Annotated in this window: 19 protein-coding genes; 11 read left to right on the top strand and 8 right to left on the bottom strand. The window is 63.1% G+C overall.

All coding sequences use genetic code 11. The features are described 5' to 3' along the window. Positions 1–19: 19 nt before the first annotated feature. The 4 genes from hpaE to LDN75_RS22820 are packed head-to-tail and all read left to right on the top strand — an operon-like array spanning position 20 to position 4,238. Positions 20–1,534, top strand: coding sequence for a 5-carboxymethyl-2-hydroxymuconate semialdehyde dehydrogenase (gene hpaE / locus LDN75_RS22835; RefSeq protein WP_223934949.1), 1,515 nt, complete (start codon positions 20–22; stop codon positions 1,532–1,534). A 29-nt stretch (positions 1,535–1,563) separates the two neighbouring features. After that, complete coding sequence (gene hpaD, locus LDN75_RS22830) at positions 1,564–2,661, top strand: 3,4-dihydroxyphenylacetate 2,3-dioxygenase (RefSeq protein WP_223934948.1); 1,098 nt, start codon at positions 1,564–1,566, stop codon at positions 2,659–2,661. A 3-nt stretch (positions 2,662–2,664) separates the two neighbouring features. Continuing rightward, entirely contained in the window at positions 2,665–3,450 is a 786-nt protein-coding gene (hpaH, locus tag LDN75_RS22825) for a 2-oxo-hept-4-ene-1,7-dioate hydratase (RefSeq protein ID WP_223934947.1), read from the top strand. Continuing rightward, positions 3,435–4,238: an HpcH/HpaI aldolase/citrate lyase family protein gene (locus LDN75_RS22820; protein WP_223934946.1), complete on the top strand. Its 804-nt coding sequence runs from the start codon at positions 3,435–3,437 to the stop codon at positions 4,236–4,238. Before hpaH ends, LDN75_RS22820 begins: the two co-directional genes overlap by 16 nt. Before the next feature lie 61 nt (positions 4,239–4,299). On the opposite strand, the gene LDN75_RS22815 is transcribed toward LDN75_RS22820, so the two are convergent. Next, entirely contained in the window at positions 4,300–4,674 is a 375-nt protein-coding gene (locus LDN75_RS22815) for a nuclear transport factor 2 family protein (protein ID WP_223934945.1), read from the bottom strand. Positions 4,675–4,739: 65 nt separating this feature from the next. Further along, on the bottom strand, positions 4,740–5,270 hold the full coding sequence (locus tag LDN75_RS22810) for a hypothetical protein (protein WP_223934944.1): 531 nt from the start codon (positions 5,268–5,270) through the stop codon (positions 4,740–4,742). A gap of 239 nt (positions 5,271–5,509) precedes the next feature. Between LDN75_RS22810 and LDN75_RS22805 the strand changes: the two genes are divergently transcribed. Continuing rightward, positions 5,510–6,718 carry an aspartate transaminase gene (locus LDN75_RS22805; protein ID WP_223934943.1) on the top strand — a complete coding sequence of 403 codons (1,209 nt, stop codon included), beginning with the start codon at positions 5,510–5,512 and terminating at the stop codon, positions 6,716–6,718. Between the two features lie 22 nt (positions 6,719–6,740). Next, complete coding sequence (locus LDN75_RS22800; RefSeq protein WP_223934942.1) at positions 6,741–7,415, top strand: 4-carboxy-4-hydroxy-2-oxoadipate aldolase/oxaloacetate decarboxylase; 675 nt, start codon at positions 6,741–6,743, stop codon at positions 7,413–7,415. A gap of 221 nt (positions 7,416–7,636) precedes the next feature. Here LDN75_RS22800 and LDN75_RS22795 read toward each other — a convergent pair whose 3' ends face one another. Further along, positions 7,637–7,858: a hypothetical protein gene (locus LDN75_RS22795; protein ID WP_081589161.1), complete on the bottom strand. Its 222-nt coding sequence runs from the start codon at positions 7,856–7,858 to the stop codon at positions 7,637–7,639. A 124-nt stretch (positions 7,859–7,982) separates the two neighbouring features. Further along, positions 7,983–8,927 carry a LysR substrate-binding domain-containing protein gene (locus LDN75_RS22790; protein WP_223934941.1) on the bottom strand — a complete coding sequence of 315 codons (945 nt, stop codon included), beginning with the start codon at positions 8,925–8,927 and terminating at the stop codon, positions 7,983–7,985. Positions 8,928–9,227: 300 nt separating this feature from the next. Here LDN75_RS22790 and LDN75_RS22785 point away from each other — a divergent pair, with 300 nt between their 5' ends. The 5 genes from LDN75_RS22785 to LDN75_RS22765 are packed head-to-tail and all read left to right on the top strand — an operon-like array spanning position 9,228 to position 13,952. Continuing rightward, the gene (locus tag LDN75_RS22785) at positions 9,228–10,016 is read left to right on the top strand and encodes a 5-oxoprolinase subunit PxpA (RefSeq protein ID WP_223934940.1); all 789 of its coding nucleotides are present in this window, start codon (positions 9,228–9,230) and stop codon (positions 10,014–10,016) included. 1 nt (position 10,017) lies between these two features. Further along, positions 10,018–10,755, top strand: coding sequence for a carboxyltransferase domain-containing protein (locus LDN75_RS22780; protein WP_223934939.1), 738 nt, complete (start codon positions 10,018–10,020; stop codon positions 10,753–10,755). After that, positions 10,752–11,765, top strand: coding sequence for a biotin-dependent carboxyltransferase family protein (locus LDN75_RS22775; protein WP_223934938.1), 1,014 nt, complete (start codon positions 10,752–10,754; stop codon positions 11,763–11,765). The genes LDN75_RS22780 and LDN75_RS22775 overlap by 4 nt, the downstream gene beginning before the upstream one ends. A 56-nt stretch (positions 11,766–11,821) precedes the next feature. Next, positions 11,822–13,162, top strand: a complete 1,341-nt coding sequence (locus LDN75_RS22770) for an MFS transporter (RefSeq protein WP_223934937.1) — start codon at positions 11,822–11,824, stop codon at positions 13,160–13,162. A 40-nt stretch (positions 13,163–13,202) separates the two neighbouring features. After that, positions 13,203–13,952, top strand: coding sequence for an SDR family oxidoreductase (locus LDN75_RS22765; protein WP_223934936.1), 750 nt, complete (start codon positions 13,203–13,205; stop codon positions 13,950–13,952). A gap of 236 nt (positions 13,953–14,188) precedes the next feature. Here LDN75_RS22765 and LDN75_RS22760 read toward each other — a convergent pair whose 3' ends face one another. The 4 genes from LDN75_RS22760 to purB all read right to left on the bottom strand — a co-directional run bounded on the left by LDN75_RS22760 (position 14,189) and on the right by purB (position 17,694). Continuing rightward, positions 14,189–14,623 (bottom strand): hotdog domain-containing protein, encoded by a 435-nt coding sequence (locus LDN75_RS22760; protein ID WP_216926238.1) that lies wholly within the window; start codon positions 14,621–14,623, stop codon positions 14,189–14,191. Between the two features lie 75 nt (positions 14,624–14,698). Beyond that, the gene (locus tag LDN75_RS22755) at positions 14,699–15,202 is read right to left on the bottom strand and encodes a GNAT family N-acetyltransferase (RefSeq protein WP_223934935.1); all 504 of its coding nucleotides are present in this window, start codon (positions 15,200–15,202) and stop codon (positions 14,699–14,701) included. 192 nt (positions 15,203–15,394) lie between these two features. Further along, entirely contained in the window at positions 15,395–16,051 is a 657-nt protein-coding gene (locus LDN75_RS22750; RefSeq protein WP_223934934.1) for a histidine phosphatase family protein, read from the bottom strand. A gap of 236 nt (positions 16,052–16,287) precedes the next feature. Continuing rightward, positions 16,288–17,694 carry an adenylosuccinate lyase gene (purB, locus tag LDN75_RS22745; protein WP_223934933.1) on the bottom strand — a complete coding sequence of 469 codons (1,407 nt, stop codon included), beginning with the start codon at positions 17,692–17,694 and terminating at the stop codon, positions 16,288–16,290. Between the last annotated feature and the right edge of the window lie 156 nt (positions 17,695–17,850).

Genomic DNA, 17,850 nt, shown 5'->3' with positions numbered 1-17,850 from the left:
CACAGTTAGGACTTCAACGATGACGACCCCTGTAGAAACAACAGCAAAGCATTACGTACCTGAGAACCTGCCTACGCACATCCAGCACTTCATCAACGGTGAGTTCGTTGACTCGGTGTCGGGCAAGACCTTCGATGTCCTGGACCCCGTGTCCAACCAGAATTACGCCACTGCTGCGGCTGGCCAGAAGGAAGACATCGACCTCGCCGTCGCCGCCGCCCGCGAAGCGTTCGTCAACGGCCCGTGGCCGAAGATGAAGCCGCGCGAACGCGCCCGCGTGCTGAACAGAATCGCCGACGCCGTGGAGACGCAGGAGGAGCGCCTCGCGGAGCTGGAGACCTTTGATACGGGCCTGCCGATCACCCAGGCCAAGGGGCAGGCGTTGCGTTCAGCTGAGAACTTCCGCTTCTTCGCGGACCTGATCGTGGCACAGTTCGACGACGCCATGAAGGTCCCGGGGTCGCAGATCAATTACGTGAACCGCAAGCCGATCGGCGTCGCCGGCCTGATCACTCCGTGGAACACCCCGTTCATGCTCGAGTCCTGGAAGCTCGCCCCGGCCCTCGCCACCGGCAACACCGTGGTGCTCAAGCCTGCCGAGTTCACGCCGCTCTCTGCCTCGCTGTGGGCGACCATCTTCAAGGATGCCGGCCTGCCGGACGGTGTGTTCAACCTGGTCAACGGCCTGGGCGAGGAAGCCGGCGACGCACTTGTGAAGCACCCGGACGTGCCACTGATCTCCTTCACTGGCGAGACCACCACGGGCCAGACGATCTTCCGCAACGCCGCAGCCAACCTCAAGGGTCTGTCCATGGAACTCGGTGGTAAGTCCCCGTGTGTCGTGTTCGCTGACGCCGACCTGGATGCAGCGATCGACTCCGCCCTGTTCGGTGTGTTCTCGCTCAACGGCGAGCGCTGCACGGCTGGCTCCCGTATCCTCGTCGAGCGCGCTATCTACGACGAATTCTGCGAAAAGTACGCCGCCCGGGCCAAGAACATCGTGGTAGGTGACCCACACGATCCCAAAACCCAGGTCGGCGCGTTGGTCCACCCGGAGCACTACGAAAAGGTGGCATCGTACGTGGAGATCGGCAAGTCCGAAGGCCGGCTGCTGGCCGGTGGCGGCCGCCCGGAGCACCTCCCCGAAGGCAACTACATCGCACCCACGGTGTTTGCCGACGTCGCGCCTGACGCGCGCATCTTCCAGGAGGAAATCTTCGGTCCCGTCGTGGCCATCACCCCGTTCGAGAACGACGACGAAGCGCTCGCCTTGGCGAACAACACCAAGTACGGCCTGGCGGCCTACATCTGGACGCAGAACCTGACGCGGGCCCACAACTTCTCGCAGAACGTCGAGGCCGGCATGGTGTGGCTCAACAGCCACAACGTCCGCGACCTGCGTACGCCGTTCGGCGGCGTCAAGGCTTCTGGCCTTGGCCACGAGGGTGGCTACCGCTCGATCGACTTCTACACCGACCAGCAGGCCGTGCACATCACGCTCGGTTCAGTCCACACGCCCAAGTTCGGCGCCTAGTCCTACCCTTTCAACGAAGAGAGATCATCATGAGCAACCCATTCACCGGCCCCATCCCCACCCCAACAGTTCCCGCTCCGGACATCGTTCGCTGCGCCTACCTGGAACTGGTGGTCACGGACCTGGCCAAGTCCCGCGCGTTCTACGTAGACCTGCTCGGCCTGCATGTCACCGAAGAGGACGAGAACACCATCTACTTGCGCTCCTTCGAGGAGTTCATCCACCACAACCTCGTCCTGCGCAAGGGCCCGGTTGCCGCTGCTGCCGCCTTCGCGTACCGCGTGAAGTCCCCGGCAGAAGTGGACGCCGCCGAGGCGTACTACCGCGAACTGGGCTGCCGGGTTGAGCGCCGGAAGGAAGGCTTCACCAAGGGCGTGGGCGATTCCGTCCGCGTGGAGGATCCGCTGGGCTTCCCGTATGAGTTCTTCTACGAGGTGGATCACGTTGAGCGCCTGACTCAGCGCTATGACCTCTACTCCGCCGGAGAGCTGGTCCGCCTGGACCACTTCAACCAGGTCACCCCGGACGTCCCGCGTGGCCGCAAGTACCTGGAGGACCTCGGCTTCCGCGTCTCGGAGGACATCAAGGATTCCGACGGCGTCACCTACGCCGCGTGGATGCACCGGAAGCAGACCGTGCACGATACCGCCCTGACCGGCGGCAACGGCCCGCGCCTGCACCACATCGCCTTCTCCACGCACGAGAAGCACAACATCATCCAGATTTGCGACAAGATGGGTGCCCTGCGCATCTCCGACAGGATCGAACGTGGACCCGGGCGCCACGGCGTGTCCAACGCGTTCTACCTTTACATCCTGGATCCGGATGGCCACCGCGTGGAGATCTACACCCAGGACTACTACACCGGCGATCCCGACAACCCCACGGTCACCTGGGACGTCCACGACAACCAGCGCCGCGACTGGTGGGGCAACCCCGTGGTTCCCTCCTGGTACACGGAGGCCTCCCTGGTCCTGGACCTGGACGGCAACCCGCAGCCCGTGATCGAGCGGGAAGAGAAGTCCGAAATGGCCGTCACCGTGGGCGCCGACGGGTTCTCCTACACCCGCCCCGAAGGCGCCGCAGGCGTGGCCGCTGAAGGCTTCAAGTTGGGAGCCCAGGTCTAAACCATGTTGGACGCGAAGACGATCGAAGCCATTGCCGACGAACTGCTCGAGGCCGGCCGGAACCGCAAACCGGTGCCGCGGCTCACCGCCCGCTACCCCGATATGACGGTGGAGGATTCCTACGCCGTGCAGCAGTTGTGGCGGCGCCGGAACGAGGAAGCCGGGCGCACGTTGGTGGGGCGCAAGATCGGCCTCACGTCCAAAGCCATGCAGGCCGCCACGGGCATCACCGAGCCGGACTACGGTGCGATTTTCGACGACATGGTCCTCGAAACCGGGTGCTCAGTGCAGTGGGACAAGTACACGCACCCCCGGGTGGAGGTGGAGTTGGCCTTCGTGCTGAAGGACGGGCTCAAGGGTCCGGGCTGCACGATCTTCGATGTCCTCAACGCCACCGACTACGTGGTTCCGGCCCTCGAAATCCTGGACTCCAGGATCGAAATGGAGGGCCGGACCATCGTGGACACCATCTCGGACAACGCCGCGATGGGCGCCATGGTGGTGGGCGGCCGCCCGGTGCGGCCCGACGCCGTCGACCTCCGCTGGGTGTCCGCGATCCTGTACAAAAACCAGACCGTGGAAGAGACCGGAGTGGCCGCCGGAGTGCTGGATCACCCGGCCAACGGGGTGCACTGGCTGGCCAACAAAATCGCCGCGCACGGGGACTCGATGAAGGCTGGAGATATCATCCTGGCGGGCTCGTTTACCAGGCCCCTGTGGGTGTACAAAGGTGATACCGTACACGCGGACTACGGACCCTTGGGAGTCGTGACATGCAATTTCGACTGAGCCCCACCTTCTATTCGGCCTTATCGGAGGCTGGCCGTCCGTTAGCTGGCATGTGGGTTTGTTCCGGTAGTCCGCTGGTGGCTGAAGTCTGCGCGGGTTCCGGGCTGGACTGGCTATTGATCGACGCCGAGCACAGCCCCAATGGCCTCGAATCGATCCTTGCGCAGCTCCACGCCGTGAGTGGTTACCCCATTCAGGCCATGGTCCGGCCGCCGGTCAACGACACCGTGGTCATCAAGCAATACCTGGACCTTGGGGTGCAGAACCTCCTGATTCCCATGGTGAATTCCGCTTTCGAGGCCGCGTCCGCAGTGGCAGCCGTCCGCTATCCGCCGCTGGGCGTTCGTGGTGTGGGTTCCGCTCTGGCCAGGGCTTCGCGCTGGAACCGGGTTCCGGACTACCTGGCTGCCGCTTCGGAATCGATCAGCCTCACAGTGCAAATCGAATCCGAGGCAGCGGCTTCGGCAGTGGAGGAAATCCTGGCCGTCGACGGCGTGGACGGCATCTTCCTGGGCCCCTCGGACCTCGCAGCTTCCATGGGTTTGCTGGGACAGCAGGAAAATCCCTTGGTGAGGGCCGTCGTCGAGCATTGCCTCGAAGCCGCCAAAGCGGCGGGCAAGCCAGCCGGCGTCAACGCCTTCAACCCGGACACTGCCCGCGCCTATCTCGACGCCGGTGCCTCCTTTGTGCTGGTGGGCGCCGATGTCGCGGTTCTGGCCCGTGCGTCGGAAGGGTTCGCTTCGACGTTCATTCCCGTGTCCGAAACGGCGGAGCGCGACAGCTACTGACCCACCCAGCTGAGTCGCACTTAAGCGCGTTTACAGGCCTCAAAACGCGCTTAACTGCGACTTAGTTGGGTGCGGCGGGGGTGTCTTTCCGCTCCATGTACCACTCCGTGAATTCGCGGGCCCGGCCGTCCTCTGCGAAACGGATGACCCAGAGGTTGTCATAGGTGGGCTCGTCGTTGAGGTAGGTGGTCACGGCTTGGACGAAAGCCGTGTCCCCATCTTGGCCAAGGAGCGTCCACTCGAACGTCCAATCATCGGGTCTATCACCAGCGTCCGTCCATGCCTTCACGATTTCTTGGTGGCCGTTCCACGGTGATTCGCTGTTCGGCCGATCATGGTAGATGGCGTCCTCGGTGAACAATGCCCGGATGTCATCGGGATCGTTCGAGGTCCACGCGCGTATATATTGGCTCATCCAGGAGTTCACGTCGCTCATTCCTCCGTTCTACCCTCCACCACCCGTGGGTTCAACGATGTCCTGCGGGGTAAGTGGGAAGCCTTCTACGCTGACCGGGCGAGGCCACGGCTGGACCGGCGGATGTGGTCCTGTGTCAGTCCAGTCAGCGAGGCAAGTTCAAGGTCGTCGCAGGCCTGGGTTTGCAAAGCCATGACAATCAAAGCTTCGCGGCGTTCCGTGATCTGGTCGCGGTGCCTTTCTGCCGCCTTCAACTCCTCGCTCTTGGCCTTCAATGCGTCGAGTTGTGCGTTGCGGGGGAGCCCGCTCGCATGGAGGTCGTCATAAGCCAAGCCGATGGTCCGTACAGCCCGAACATTTTCACCTGTCACCGCCGAGACGGTTGCCAACGTGAGCCCATCCTCCAAGGCCTGGGCGATCATCTCGTTCCGGGCCGCGGTCAGTGTGCGGATCGCGCTGGACGCATGGGAGAGGAGTTGCCGGTGGGCGGCGAGGGCGCGCGTGATCCTGGCGTGCTCCCCCTTAACCGCAGCCTGTGGCCCCGCGGGTGTTCTGGCGCGATACGTGTACCGCCCGGTGCCTGACCGGCCTGAAACGGATACGGTTGTTGCTCGCATTGGCTCCCTTTCCGACGATTGGCGAACACTTCTGAGCTATGAATCTAGGCTGCGTTCACTGAGCCACGGAAATACCAAAACCGAGTGAACCCATAAGCAAAGTGCATGGAAGCAGGTCATAAGGGTCCCTTATTGATCCACGCACATTAGGTCTTATCCACAGCGCCCGCGGATCCCTAGTCTCGAAAAAGGGGATACGCGAATCCGCGCGTCCTGAGTTCCACATTCCTGGAGGAGACATGTCCGACTACATGCCGGCGTCGAGGGTCACCCGCATCAAGTCCTCAGCCAGCGTTGCGGCTGCTGCCCGCGTCCGCGAACTGAAAGCTGAAGGCATCCCGATCATCGACCTGACCGTCGGCGAGCCGGACTTCGACACCCCGGACCACATCAAGGCCGCAGCCATCGAGGCGATCAACGCCGGAGAGACCAAGTACACCTCGGTGACCGGTACGCCCGAGTTGCAGACCGCCATGCTGCGCAAGGTCGAAAGCCACAGTGGCCACCATTACGAGCGAAACCAGCTGACCATCGGCGGCGGCGCCAAGCAGGTCCTCTACGTTGCGCTCATGGCCTCGCTCAACGAAGGCGACGAAGTGATCGTTCCCGCGCCGTACTGGGTTTCCTACCCAGACATGGTCCTGGCCAACGATGGCACCCCGGTGATCGTTCCTTGCGGCGAAGATACAGGCTTCAAGCTGACCCCCGCTGCCCTGGATAAAGCCATCACGCCCAAGACCAAGTGGCTTATCCTCAACGCGCCGTCCAACCCGACAGGCGCCGTTTACTCCCGCGAGGAACTGCAGGCACTCGGAGCGGTCCTCGAGGAGCACCCGCACGTCTTCATCCTCACCGACGAGATCTACGACGAAATCCACTTCGGCGATGGCCGCGTCACCAGCCTGGTCACGGCAGCCCCGGCGCTCAAGGACCGCATCCTGCTGGTCAACGGTGTGTCCAAGGCGTACGCCATGACTGGCTGGCGCCTTGGCTACGGCGTCGGACCCGCGCCGCTTATCGCGGCCATGAACAAACTGCAGTCCCAGACGTCGTCGTGCCCCTCGTCGATTAGCCAGGCTGCAGCAACAGCGGCGCTGAATGGCGATCAGTCATTCGTCCGCGACAGTGTGGAGGTTTACCGCAAACGCCGGGACGCCGCCGTCGAAGGTCTCAACGCCATCAACGGACTGTCCGTCGCTCCAGCGGACGGTGCCTTCTACGCGTACGTGAACTGCTCGGGCGTCATCGGTAAGACCACGCCAAGCGGCAACGTCATCGAGAACGACCAGGACTTCACGCTCTACCTGCTGGACGCCGCTCGCGTGGCCGTCATCCAGGGCTCGGCCTACGGCCTGGGGCCCTACTTCCGGATCTCCTTCGCCACTTCGCTGGAGACCATCAACGCCGGCGTGGACTCGATCCGCGACGCCGTCAACGCACTGTCCTAAGCCCCACAGAAAGATCCCTCAAATGATCCACGTTAAGACCAAGTTCGAGCGGCCTGATGCAGACGTCGTCAGCCGCCTCGCTGCCTTTTCCTCAGCGACCATCCACGAAGCACAGGGCCGCCGCGGTGCCTTGAGCTCCAGGATCAAACCGATCGACCGCTCCATGTCCTTCTGCGGCCCGGCTGTTACGGTCTCTTGTGCCCCGCAGGACAACCTGATGCTCCAGGTTGCCATCCACTATGCACAGGCCGGCGACGTCGTCCTGGTCGGGGCGCAGGAAATGACCGAGGCCGGCACGTTCGGCGACGTCCTGGGCAACGCCATGAAGGCCAAGGGCATCGCCGCGATGGTCACCGATTCCGGCGTGCGCGATACCCAGGACCTGATCGAACTCGGCCTGCCTGTGTTCTCCGGCAGCGTCAGCATCAAAGGCACGGTCAAGGAAACCCTCGGCCCGATCAACCACCCCATCGTCTTCGGCGACGAAATCATCTACCCGGGCGATATCCTCCGCGGTGACGCCGACGGCGTGGTGGTTGTCCGTCGCGAGGAGGCCGAGGAAGTCATCGCACTGTCCCAGGCCCGTGACGACCACGAGCGAGAACTCATCAAGCTGTACCACGATGGCGGCAACACCATCGAGCTCTGCGGCCTGACGGAGAAGCTCAAGGAGAAGGGCCTCCTGGTCGAAGACTAACCATCCGCGAAGGGCCGGTCGCGCGCCTGAAAGGCGTTGCGGCCGGCCCTTTCCTGACTCCGCGCCCCGGGTTCTTGACTCCGCAATCGGACGGGCTCGGGCTGCGCTCGGGCGGCGCTCGGGCATGGGAAAGGCGCCTTGCCAGTGGCAGGGCGCCTTAGGGTGCTGCAGCTTTTGTTGGTGTACGACGGCGGCTGGCCGGGTTTCCCCGGCCTGACGCTCTAGTCGAGTCCGGAGTGTCCGGGACGGGTGTCCACCAGGTGCCATTCGATGCTGCTGCCGGCGTGGGCGGGCATCAGGCTTCCTTCGAAGACGAACAATGGTTCACCAATGCCACCGATCGGACGCCAAAAACCATTCCGTGGGCAGTGAAATCCGGTTCGTGCGCTGATCGTTCCGCGGGTTGGATTCGAAACCCATCCGGCTGTGCTGATCTTTTTCACCGTTTTTTCCTTTGAACTTGCCCGCGGAATCCGTGAGCTGCTTTCGAATTTCTTGCTAATTCGATATTAGGAAATTAAAGCGGCGTTGAATAAGACCAAAGTTGTCTGTCCAGATAAGGCTTTGTTATGGATGGGCTGGCAGCCGTACGGGGTCGGTTCCGTACTTGTTGATCAGTTGTTGGTGCAGCATCTCCTTGACCACCAGGAGCACGGCCGAGGCAGCTTCGGAGAGCGGCTCGTGGTCTGGAGTGCAGAGGGCGATCTTGCTCTGCAGGCCAGGCTCGATGATCCTCAACACCTTGAAATCCTGGTCCGGGAAGAGAGCATCGGCAGCAGATTTGGGCAGGACAGTGCCGCCCAGGTTCGCGCGGATAAGCCGGATCAGCGACGGCACAGACTCCACTTCCCCCACCAGGCGGAGCGGCAGGTCCTGGTCGGCCAAGCCCTTCTCAATGAGCTGGCGCAGAGTGTGGTTCTTCTCGGGAAGGAACAAGCCCACTGTGCTGGCTTCTGCCAGGGTGACGGTGTCCTTGCCGTGGTTGACGTCCACGTCCGGGTGCACCACCAGATGCAGGTCTTCAACGATCATGGTGGTGAACTGTACGCCGCGGATTTTGCCGGGCTCGTAGATGAGCGCCATGTCGAGGCGGCCGTTCTTGATGGCCTCGCTCAGCACGCCGCCGAAAATCTCCGTCAGGTGGACCACGACATCCGGGTAGCGTCGTCCGACTTCCCTGATGATCTGGGGCGTCAGGCTGGAGGCCATGCTGTATGGCGCGATCGCGATGGAAACCCTGCCGGAGGGTGCAGCTCCAGACGTGGCGACGTCCTGCCGGGCCTGTTCAACCAGGCGGAGGATGGACTGGGCATGGCGGTACAGCGTGTGCCCGGCTGCGGTGGGCTCAACACCTTGTTTGCTGCGGATCAGGAGCCGCTGTTTGAGGTCGTTCTCCAGCGCGGATACCTGCTGGCTGAGCGCAGGCTGGGCAACGTGCAAGGCGGCGGCGGCCTTGGTGATGCTTCCCGAATCCACGATCTGCACGAAGTATGAAAGCTTTCGTGTGTCCATGATTCTGCCTTCCTAGAGAGCCACGTCCCCGGGTGGCATGCCATAAGGAAATTCTATCCGGGCAGCACTGGGACCCATGCCACAGTACAGGGTGGTGCAGGTCATAACGGAGAGCTATCACGGGATAGCTATTAGGTCTTTGTGCAACGTGGTTGACCGGTGCGAGACTTCTAGAAAGAACTTCAGGCAACGCTTTGGAATCCACAAGCGTCCGACATTTACCGGGAATTCAACTAATCCTCGAGCGGATTATTCATGTCCTTCCCGGACCTGAATGCAAAACCACGGAAAGAGAACCACGTGAACCCGACAATTGATCTTGTAGCGGATCTTGGAGAGGGATTTGGCGCCTACACCATTGGCGACGATTCCGAGCTCCTGGAGATCGTAACAAGCGCCAATATCGCATGCGGGTTCCACGCCGGTGACCCGGACATCATGGCCTCCACGGTTGCTGAGTGCGTTCGCCGCGGCGTAGGCATCGGGGCCCACCCAAGCTTCCCGGACTTGCGTGGTTTCGGCCGGCGCGACATGGGCCTTACTGCCAGTGAAGTACAGAACGATGTGCTCTACCAGCTCGGCGCCTTAAACGGCTTTGCCGCCTTCCACGGCACCAAGATCACCCACATCGCTCCCCACGGCCGCCTGGGCAACCTCGTGGCTGTTCGCACCGACTACGCCCAAGCTGTTGCGGAGGCTGCAGCGCGGGTGGACAACGAGCTCATCGTGGTGGCGCAGGAAGGCGAACTGGCCAAGGCAGCGCGCAACGCGGGACTGGACGTGGCAATCGTGGGCATCGTGGACCGTGGTTATCAGGAAGACGGCACGCTGGTTCCCCGCAGCTGGCCCGGTGCCGTTTTGCACGATCCCGCAGAGATCGTGGAGCGGACCCTGCGCATGGTTGTCGAAGGCAAGATCCGCTGCGCCAACGGCGTGGACATGGATATCGACGTCGACACCGTCCTCCTGCACGGGGACAACCCCGGCGCCGTGGAACTGGCCCGCTTGATCCGCTCCGAGCTCGTGTCCGCAGGCGTCCACATCGCCCCGCTGGCCGAGGTAATGGACGCCAAGAGGAAGGCGGCCTGACATGTCCGTGCTCACAGCGGCCCCCACCGAAATCTACGAATCCGGAGACTCCGCACTGCGCGTCGTGGCGATCTCGGAGGCCAGCGAAGACAACTGGCTGACCGTCCACCGCCTGGCCGATTGGTTGGAAAGCTGCGGCGCCGAGGGCCTTCATGGTGCGGTTCCTACGTACGACTCCGTGCTGGTTGAGTTCGATCCCATTCTGGTTTCCGCCCGCCAAGTGCGCGCGTTCGTCAAGCTCGGCCTCATGGAGATCACTCATGCGGGCGGTTCGCTGAGGGCGCCCCGGGAGTTCAATGTTCCCGTGGTGTACGGCGGCGAATACGGCCCGGACCTGGGCCGTGTCGCCGAGTTTCAGGGAGTCGATCCCGAGGAAATCATCCGCCTCCACACTGAAAAGACGTACACCGTCCGCTGCTTGGGTGCACCTGCGGGCTCGCCCATGATGGACGGGCCCGCGTTCCCCAAGCCCGTTCCGCGTTTGAAGGATCCCCGGCTCAGCGTGCCGGCCGGCGCTGTGGCGGTGGCAGGTCGCCAGGCAGTCATCGCGCCTGCTGTTGCTCCCGGCGGCTGGTGTGTCATCGGCCAGACTCCGTTGTCCGTACTGAACATCCGCCGTGAACCGCTGGTCCCGTACAAGCCAGGCGACGTCCTCAGGTTCCGCCAGATCCACGCGGAGGACTTCCACACCTTCGCTGGCATGGAATTGGAGCCACTGGCGTTGGAGGTGCGGCGATGAGTGGGGAAATCCTGATCCTGCAGCCGGGCAACTCCGTGGTCACCGACCTCGGCAGGACCCGCGGACCGCGTTTCGGGCTTCCAGTCAACGGCGCCCTGGACCAGCACTCGGCCCGTGCCGCCAACATCCTGGCCGGCAACCTGGACAACGATCCCCTGGTGGAGATCACGGCCCTCGATTTTCGGGTGAAGGCCAACGCCGACATCCTTATCGCCGTCACCGGTGCCCCGCTCACGCTCACCATCGGTGGACGCCCGTGCCGCCAGTGGGAACCGGTGTCCGTCCGGGCAGGAGAAACAGTGTCCATCCGCGGAATCCACCGTGGGCTCCGCGCCTACCTGGCAATTCACGGCTCGCTGGAAGCCGAAACGCTGCTGGGCAGCTGCGCACCGGACACCGTGGTGGGCTTCGGACTTCAGCTTCGGGAAGGAACCACGCTCCCCACCCGTAGGAGCGTGGGCCCAGTACGCCAGCCGTACTTTGACCTTCCACTCTTCAGGCTGGGCCCTGAACGGCCCAGCATGGGAACAGATCTGTTGGTCGACGTGACCGACGGGCCGGACGTCGCCGAGTTTGGCGAATCCGGCGAGCTGCTCTTCACCTCGGAGTACGCCGTGAGCGGCCGCAGCAACCACATCGGCCTGCGGCTGGGCGGACAACTGCCGGAAAGAACCTCCAGCGGTGAGGTGCTTTCACGCGGAGTGCCAGTGGGCGCCGTCGAGGTTCCCTCGAGGGAAGAGCTGCTGGTACTGCATCGGGGACGAGGCGTCACGGCCGGGTATCCCGTTCTTGCAGTAGTAGCCAGCACCGGACTGGATGTCCTGGCCCAAGCAAGGCCAGGGGACAAAGTCCGTTTTCGGAAAACCACAGTGGCAGAAGCAACTGCCGCGCATCGACGCTCGCGGGCCCAACTGGAAACCCTCCGCGAATCCGTCAACACCGTCTTCGGACTCCTCGGCATCGGATGCCGTCCCCAATGGCAGGACCTACCAGTTGCGGCATGCAGCTAAAAACCCTGTCGTCATACCAGTAGGCGTTGCTACGCTCATCTCAGTAAGGAAAAGTCATGACCGCAAGCACCAACGCTGCGCCAGCGCAGCATGAGCGGCTCACGGGCCGCCAAACCCGCAAGGTTGTCACCGCAGGTTGTGTTGGCATCTTCGTGGAACTCTACGACAACGGCATTTTCGCCTTCATGGCGGGAACGCTGGCCCTGGTCTTCCTGGCCCCCGGCAACCCGGACAATGCACTGCTCTTCGTGTTCGCCGGTTACGCAGTCTCGTTCTTCGTTCGGCCCCTGGGCGCTGTTGTTTGTGGCTACCTCGGAGACCGGATCGGCAGGCAAAAGCTACTGGTCTTCGTGATCCTCCTGATCAGTGTTGCCACGGCCGGCATCGGGCTCTTGCCGCCATATGCGGCCATTGGCATTGCCGCGCCGATCCTCCTGGTGCTATTGCGTATGCTGCAGGGCTTCTCCGTTGGCGGCGAAGCTGCCGGCGCCATGACCTTCCTTGCCGAGCACGCCCCTGAAGGCAAGCGCGGTGTCATCACTTCCTACGCCCAGATTGCCTCCTTCGCAGCACTGCTCACCGGTACGCTTGTGGCGTTCTCCATGTCCCCGTGGCTCACCCAGGCAGCCATTGACGGCGGCGGCTTCGGTTCCTTCGCCTGGCGCATCCCGTTCCTCGTCGCCATCCCCATGGGCATCATCGGCTGGTACATCCGCAAGGCCATCGCCGATACCCCCAACTTCGTAAAGCTGAAGGAAGAGGGCGGACTTTCCAAGAATCCGCTCAAGGAAGCCTTCAAGTCCGCCGAGCACCGCCGTGCCATGCTCCTGGCCCTGTTCATCCCGCTCATGAACGGCTCCGGCTACTACGTGCTGTTCTCCTACATGCCCACGTTCCTCAAGGGCAAGCAGCTTAACTTCACTATCGGCCAAGCCCTTCTGGTCACTGCCTGCAGCCTGGTTGTCATCTGCATCGCCATCCCCTTCATGGGTGCCCTCTCGGACCGTGTTGGACGCAAGAAGGTCATCGCCGGCTCGGCGATTGCCATGGCTGTCCTCGGCATCCCTTCCTACGCCCTCATTGCAACCGGTGAAATGGGCCTGGCAATCCTCGGTGCCTGCATCATGGCAGTCGTCTTCGCCGGCCACACCGCCGTCATCCACATCCTGATCGTTGAACTGTTCCCCACCCGGGTCCGCTACTCCGCTTACGGCCTTGGCTACAACATCTCCTCCGCCCTGTTCGGCGGCACGGCTCCGTTGCTCATGACCTGGCTGATTTCGTCCACGGGGAACATCTACATGCCGGCCTTCTACGCAGTGATCACGGCCTTGGGCACGCTGATCGCCGTCAGCACGGTCAAGGACCGCGCCCACGAACCGCTGCGCGACGCCTAGCCACCAGAGCCCTACCGATTCCCCACCTTTTGGAGGACCAATGTCTTTTTCCGACTACACCACCGCCCTTGTCACCGGAGCTTCGACCGGTATGGGTGCAGCCATCGCTGAACGCCTCGCCAAGCGCGGCCTGACCGTCCACGCCGTGGCCCGCAACGAGGAACGCCTCGCCGAACTGGCCGACCGCACCGGGGCAGTCCCACACGTGGTGGACCTGACCGACACAGCCGCGCTGGCCGCCGTCGTGAGCGAACTCAAGGTGGACGTCCTGGTGAACTGCGCCGGAGTTTCCCGGCCGGGCAACATCCTGGACTCGTCCGAAGAGGACATCGACGAGCTCGTGGATGTGAATCTTCGCGGCCTGCTTCAGCTGACCCGTCTGGTGCTGCCGGGCATGGTGGAGCGGGACCTTGGCCACGTCATCAACATCAGCTCGATTGCCGGCGTCTACAACTTCTACGGCCACACCGTCTATCACGCCACCAAGGCGGCTGTGCACCAGATCTCCCGCCAGCTCCGAAACGACACCGTGGGTAAGCGCATCCGCGTCACCGAGATCTGCCCGGGACGGGTGGAAACCGAGATCTTCGGGCGCAACATGGGCGGCACACCCGAGGCCATGGAAGAAGCCTGGAAGACCTACTACGAGGGCTATGAGTCGCTGACCACCGACGACATCGTTAATGCCCTGGATTACGCGATCGAAACGCCGCGCCACGTCAACGTGGGCATGCTTGAGCTCATGCCGACGTTCCAGGTGCCCGGCGGCCTGACGTTCGACCGGCGCTAGCTTTTCGGCCAGGCGCCCCATAGGTTCCGGTGGCACTCACTCCCGTCGCCGGAAAACATAAGCTGGCGGCCGCGCTCTCGCGGCCGCCAGCACCCGTTTAACCGTGCGTTCTTTCCCGGATACCCCGGGCCATCCGCGGGATTCCGGGGCCTGCTTGGCGGGCATCTGGCGTGCCGGGCGCACTAACCGGGAAGGAGCGCCGCGACGGCTCTGTATAGCGCACGACGCCGGGTGGCTCAGTCCTCGTGCAGGGTCTCCGTGAGGTGGTGCGTGGGGATGCGGTCGCGATCGTAGGTGATTTCCGTGTAGCCGTGCGGCTGCGGGCGCCCATCCGCGCCGAGGTTCACGAACACGATCTCCTCGATGGTCAGGATGCTCTGCCGGGTGATCATGTTCCGGACCTCGGCGCGCATGGTCAACGACGTGCGGCCGAAGCGTTTCGCCGTCAGCCCCATCTCGATGAGGTCGCCCTGCACCGCTGAGCTCACGAAGTTGATCTCGGAGATGTACTTGGTGACGGCGCGTCCATTGCCCAACTGGAGGATGGCGTAGATCGCGGCCTCTTCATCGATCCACTTCAGCAGGCTGCCACCAAAGAGTGTGCCGTTGGCGTTGAGGTCCTCGGGCCGCACCCATTTGCGGGTGCGGAAGGTGATGTCTGCTTTTTCCATTTTCCGAGATTATCGAACTGCCGCCTCCGGTGCCGGATGTTGCGTGACAGTTGGCTGCTGCTGCGTGCCTGTGTTTTACGCCATCGCCGTGTGGGACGCGCTGTGGGAGTCGATCCGCTTGGAGTAGCAATACGATCCATTGATGCCGATGTAGGGTCCAAAGTTGGGGACTTCGGCGAACCCGGCGCTTACGTAGAAGCTCCGTCCGTCGGACTGGGCCGATCCTGCCTCAGCTGCGATCACGCTGAAGCCGTGGGAGTGGGCCTGGGCTTCGAGCGCCGCAAGGATGGAGCTCGCGACTCCTGATCCCCGTGCATAGGGAACCACGTACAGGCGCTTGATCTCGGCTGTCTTCTCGTCCAGCATTCGCAGGCCGCCACATCCGAGTGGTTGTCCCGAGCATTTCTCGTAAGCAACAACGAATACTGCTGTGTCAGCTTCGGAGGGTGGGGGACCGGCTTCGTGATCCGTGGTCCCGAACCGGGCATCCAGTTCTGCCTGTTGCGCGGCACGGAGGTCGGCGCCCACAGGGTTTGCCCAGGTGACCTGCCGGATGTTGAGCCGGGGATTGGTCTGCATCGATGCCTCATTTCGCTTGGTTTCGCTGAGGTGTTTATGCGTCTTAAGCCTAGGAAGCTGTGGTTACCGCGGTGTTTCCTGCGCGTAAGCTTCGGGAGAATTGCTCACTATTTGCCGTGGCACTTGCGTTGCGGGGCCCGCTTTGCGCCCTCTCGCGAGGTTTTTTCACGCAAAGCAGGCCCCACACCATGCTTAGAACGCCTCGCCCGTGGGGTCCTCGGCAGTTTGGTCTGCCAATGCCAGGCCCCCCACTGGAATCTGGTCCCAATGCAGCACCCGCCAGCCAGTTTCGGGATCCCCTTCGAGGGCCACGATTCCCGTGTTGGGCAACTGGTGCGTCTCGGCGAAGAGTGTGTCGATGTCTTCCGCCCTGCGCCCTGCCCAGCAGCGGATAGCGGCCCCGTGGCTGACGATTGCCGCCGTCGAGTGTCCTGCTGCCGCAACCTTTTCCACAGAGGCATCGAAGCGGGCAAAGAAGTCGTGTCCGTTGAAGGCGCCCGGCATCCGAACCTCGAGGTCGCCGTCGGACCAGGCGAAGACCGTGCTCATATAGCGCATATGCGACTCATGATCCGTCTTCTTCTCCAGCGAACCCGCCTCGATCTCGTGTACGCCGTCCAGGATTTCCGGTTCCAGCCCAGTTGCCGTGGCCAGTGGTATCGCCGTCCGCTGGGTCCGGAGCAACGTGGAGGTGTAGAGGGCCTGAATGGACTCATCTGCAAGAGCTTCGGGCAGGGCGGCCGCTTGCCGCTCGCCGAGTTCCGTGAGCCCTGGACCAGGAAAGGCCGTATCCAGTTGGCCCGCAACGTTGCCGGGGGTCTGTCCGTGCCTGATCAGTAGGAGCTTCATGGGTGCTCCGCTCCTCACGTCGTTGCCTTATCTGTTTTGCCCGCGCGTTCCTGCCCAGTTACTTCCAGCCAATCAGCGGTCAACGCAAGTGAACGCCCCGACACGCCGTGTCTCCGCACCTGGAAGGGCTTGCCCGCTGACGAAGTGGGCAGGAATGCGCCAGGTGTCCACTAGTTTAAACGCCGACGGCGGGCCGAGGGATCCAGCCCCGGCCCGCCGTCGGCGAGCGTTTGTTGCTACTTCAGGTGGTCCACCAATTTGTCGGCGATGCCGGTGTACTTGCCCGGGGTGAGGGCGAGCAGGCGCGCCTCGGCGTCGGCGGACAGGCCGAGCCCCTGGACGAACTCCTGCATCCGGGCGCCATCTACGCGCTGGCCCCGGGTGAGGTCCTTCAAGCGCTCGTACGGGTTTTCCATGCCTTCCACACCGGCAATGGCTTCAGCCCGCATGACCATCTGGATGGCTTCGCCCAGGACTTCCCAGTTGGTGTCGAGATCGCCCGCGAGGACTTCCTCGGCGACGTCGAGGGCCTTCAGGCCCTTGGCGACGTTGGAGATTGCCAGCAGGGAGTGACCAAAGGCGACGCCAATGTTGCGCTGCGAAGAGGAGTCCGTGAGGTCGCGCTGCCAGCGGGAAGTAACCAGCGTCGCGCCCAGGGTGTCCAGCAGGCCGTTGGAGATTTCCAGGTTGGCCTCGGCGTTTTCGAAGCGGATCGGGTTGACCTTGTGCGGCATGGTGGACGAGCCAGTGGCACCGGCAACGGGAATTTGGCGGAAGTAGCCGATGGAGATGTAGCTCCAGATGTCCGTGCACACGTTGTGCAGGATGCGGTTGAAGCGGGCGATGTCGGCGTAGAGCTCGGCCTGCCAATCGTGGCTTTCGATCTGCGTGGTGAGCGGGTTCCAGGTGAGGCCCAGTCCTTCGACGAAGGTCTTGGCGACGGCTTCCCAATCGGCAGTCGGAACCGAAGCAACATGGGCAGCGTACGTTCCGGTGGCGCCGTTGATCTTGCCCAGGTACTCGGTCTTGGCGATGCGTGCCAGCTGTCGGTTCAGGCGGTGCGCGATGACAGCCAGTTCCTTGCCGAGCGTGGTGGGGGTGGCGGGCTGGCCGTGCGTGCGGGACAGCATGGGCACAGAGCGGTTTGCCTCGGCCATGGCCTCGATCTGCTGCACCAGCGCGGTGGCGTTGGGGAGCCACACGTCCTCTACCGCGCCCTTGATGCCAACGGCGTAAGAGAGGTTGTTGATGTCCTCGGACGTGCAGCCGAAGTGAACCATGGCTGTCAGGTTTTCGATGCCAATGGCGGGCAGGCGGCGGCCGATGTAGTACTCAACTGCCTTGACGTCGTGGACCGTGACGGCCTCGATCTCGGCGAGTTCGTTGACCGACGCGGCATTGAACTCGCTGACGATGGCACGGAGCTGGGACACCTGCTCTTCGCTCAGGGGGCCGGCGCCAGGCAGCACGGACTGGCTGGTCAGGTGGATCAGCCACTCAACCTCAACGTGAACGCGATCGCGGTTCAATGCCGCCTCGGACAAGTAGTCAACAAGGGGCGCGACGGCGGCACGGTAGCGGCCGTCGAGGGCGCCAAGAGCGAGGGGTTCGGAAGCGAGGGACACGCGAGGGGATTCAGCCATGGGGCCTATTCTTTCATGTTCCGAGGAGGCACCCGAGTTGATGACTGCGCTATGTGGACAGCCGCCAGCGTTATCCACATAGCCGACAGCTGCGCTTCCGCCCGGTTCCCCCGCTCCGTAGCGTCATACCTACCGATCAGCAGAACAATCAATGGA

Source organism: Arthrobacter sp. StoSoilB5, from assembly GCF_019977235.1.
Taxonomy (GTDB): domain Bacteria; phylum Actinomycetota; class Actinomycetes; order Actinomycetales; family Micrococcaceae; genus Arthrobacter.
This window is presented reverse-complemented; position numbering and strand designations above follow the sequence as displayed.

Excerpts from the sequence above, each read along its gene's own strand:
- hpaE (WP_223934949.1), top strand. The coding sequence starts at position 20 with ATGACGACCCCTGTAGAAACAACAGCAAAGCATTACGTACCTGAGAAC.
- hpaD (WP_223934948.1), top strand. The coding sequence starts at position 1,564 with ATGAGCAACCCATTCACCGGCCCCATCCCCACCCCAACAGTTCCCGCT.
- hpaH (WP_223934947.1), top strand. The coding sequence starts at position 2,665 with ATGTTGGACGCGAAGACGATCGAAGCCATTGCCGACGAACTGCTCGAG.
- LDN75_RS22820 (WP_223934946.1), top strand. The coding sequence starts at position 3,435 with ATGCAATTTCGACTGAGCCCCACCTTCTATTCGGCCTTATCGGAGGCT.
- LDN75_RS22815 (WP_223934945.1), bottom strand. The coding sequence starts at position 4,674 with ATGAGCGACGTGAACTCCTGGATGAGCCAATATATACGCGCGTGGACC.
- LDN75_RS22810 (WP_223934944.1), bottom strand. The coding sequence starts at position 5,270 with ATGCGAGCAACAACCGTATCCGTTTCAGGCCGGTCAGGCACCGGGCGG.
- LDN75_RS22805 (WP_223934943.1), top strand. The coding sequence starts at position 5,510 with ATGTCCGACTACATGCCGGCGTCGAGGGTCACCCGCATCAAGTCCTCA.
- LDN75_RS22800 (WP_223934942.1), top strand. The coding sequence starts at position 6,741 with ATGATCCACGTTAAGACCAAGTTCGAGCGGCCTGATGCAGACGTCGTC.
- LDN75_RS22790 (WP_223934941.1), bottom strand. The coding sequence starts at position 8,927 with ATGGACACACGAAAGCTTTCATACTTCGTGCAGATCGTGGATTCGGGA.
- LDN75_RS22780 (WP_223934939.1), top strand. The coding sequence starts at position 10,018 with ATGTCCGTGCTCACAGCGGCCCCCACCGAAATCTACGAATCCGGAGAC.
- LDN75_RS22775 (WP_223934938.1), top strand. The coding sequence starts at position 10,752 with ATGAGTGGGGAAATCCTGATCCTGCAGCCGGGCAACTCCGTGGTCACC.
- LDN75_RS22770 (WP_223934937.1), top strand. The coding sequence starts at position 11,822 with ATGACCGCAAGCACCAACGCTGCGCCAGCGCAGCATGAGCGGCTCACG.
- LDN75_RS22765 (WP_223934936.1), top strand. The coding sequence starts at position 13,203 with ATGTCTTTTTCCGACTACACCACCGCCCTTGTCACCGGAGCTTCGACC.
- LDN75_RS22760 (WP_216926238.1), bottom strand. The coding sequence starts at position 14,623 with ATGGAAAAAGCAGACATCACCTTCCGCACCCGCAAATGGGTGCGGCCC.
- LDN75_RS22755 (WP_223934935.1), bottom strand. The coding sequence starts at position 15,202 with ATGCAGACCAATCCCCGGCTCAACATCCGGCAGGTCACCTGGGCAAAC.
- LDN75_RS22750 (WP_223934934.1), bottom strand. The coding sequence starts at position 16,051 with ATGAAGCTCCTACTGATCAGGCACGGACAGACCCCCGGCAACGTTGCG.
- purB (WP_223934933.1), bottom strand. The coding sequence starts at position 17,694 with ATGGCTGAATCCCCTCGCGTGTCCCTCGCTTCCGAACCCCTCGCTCTT.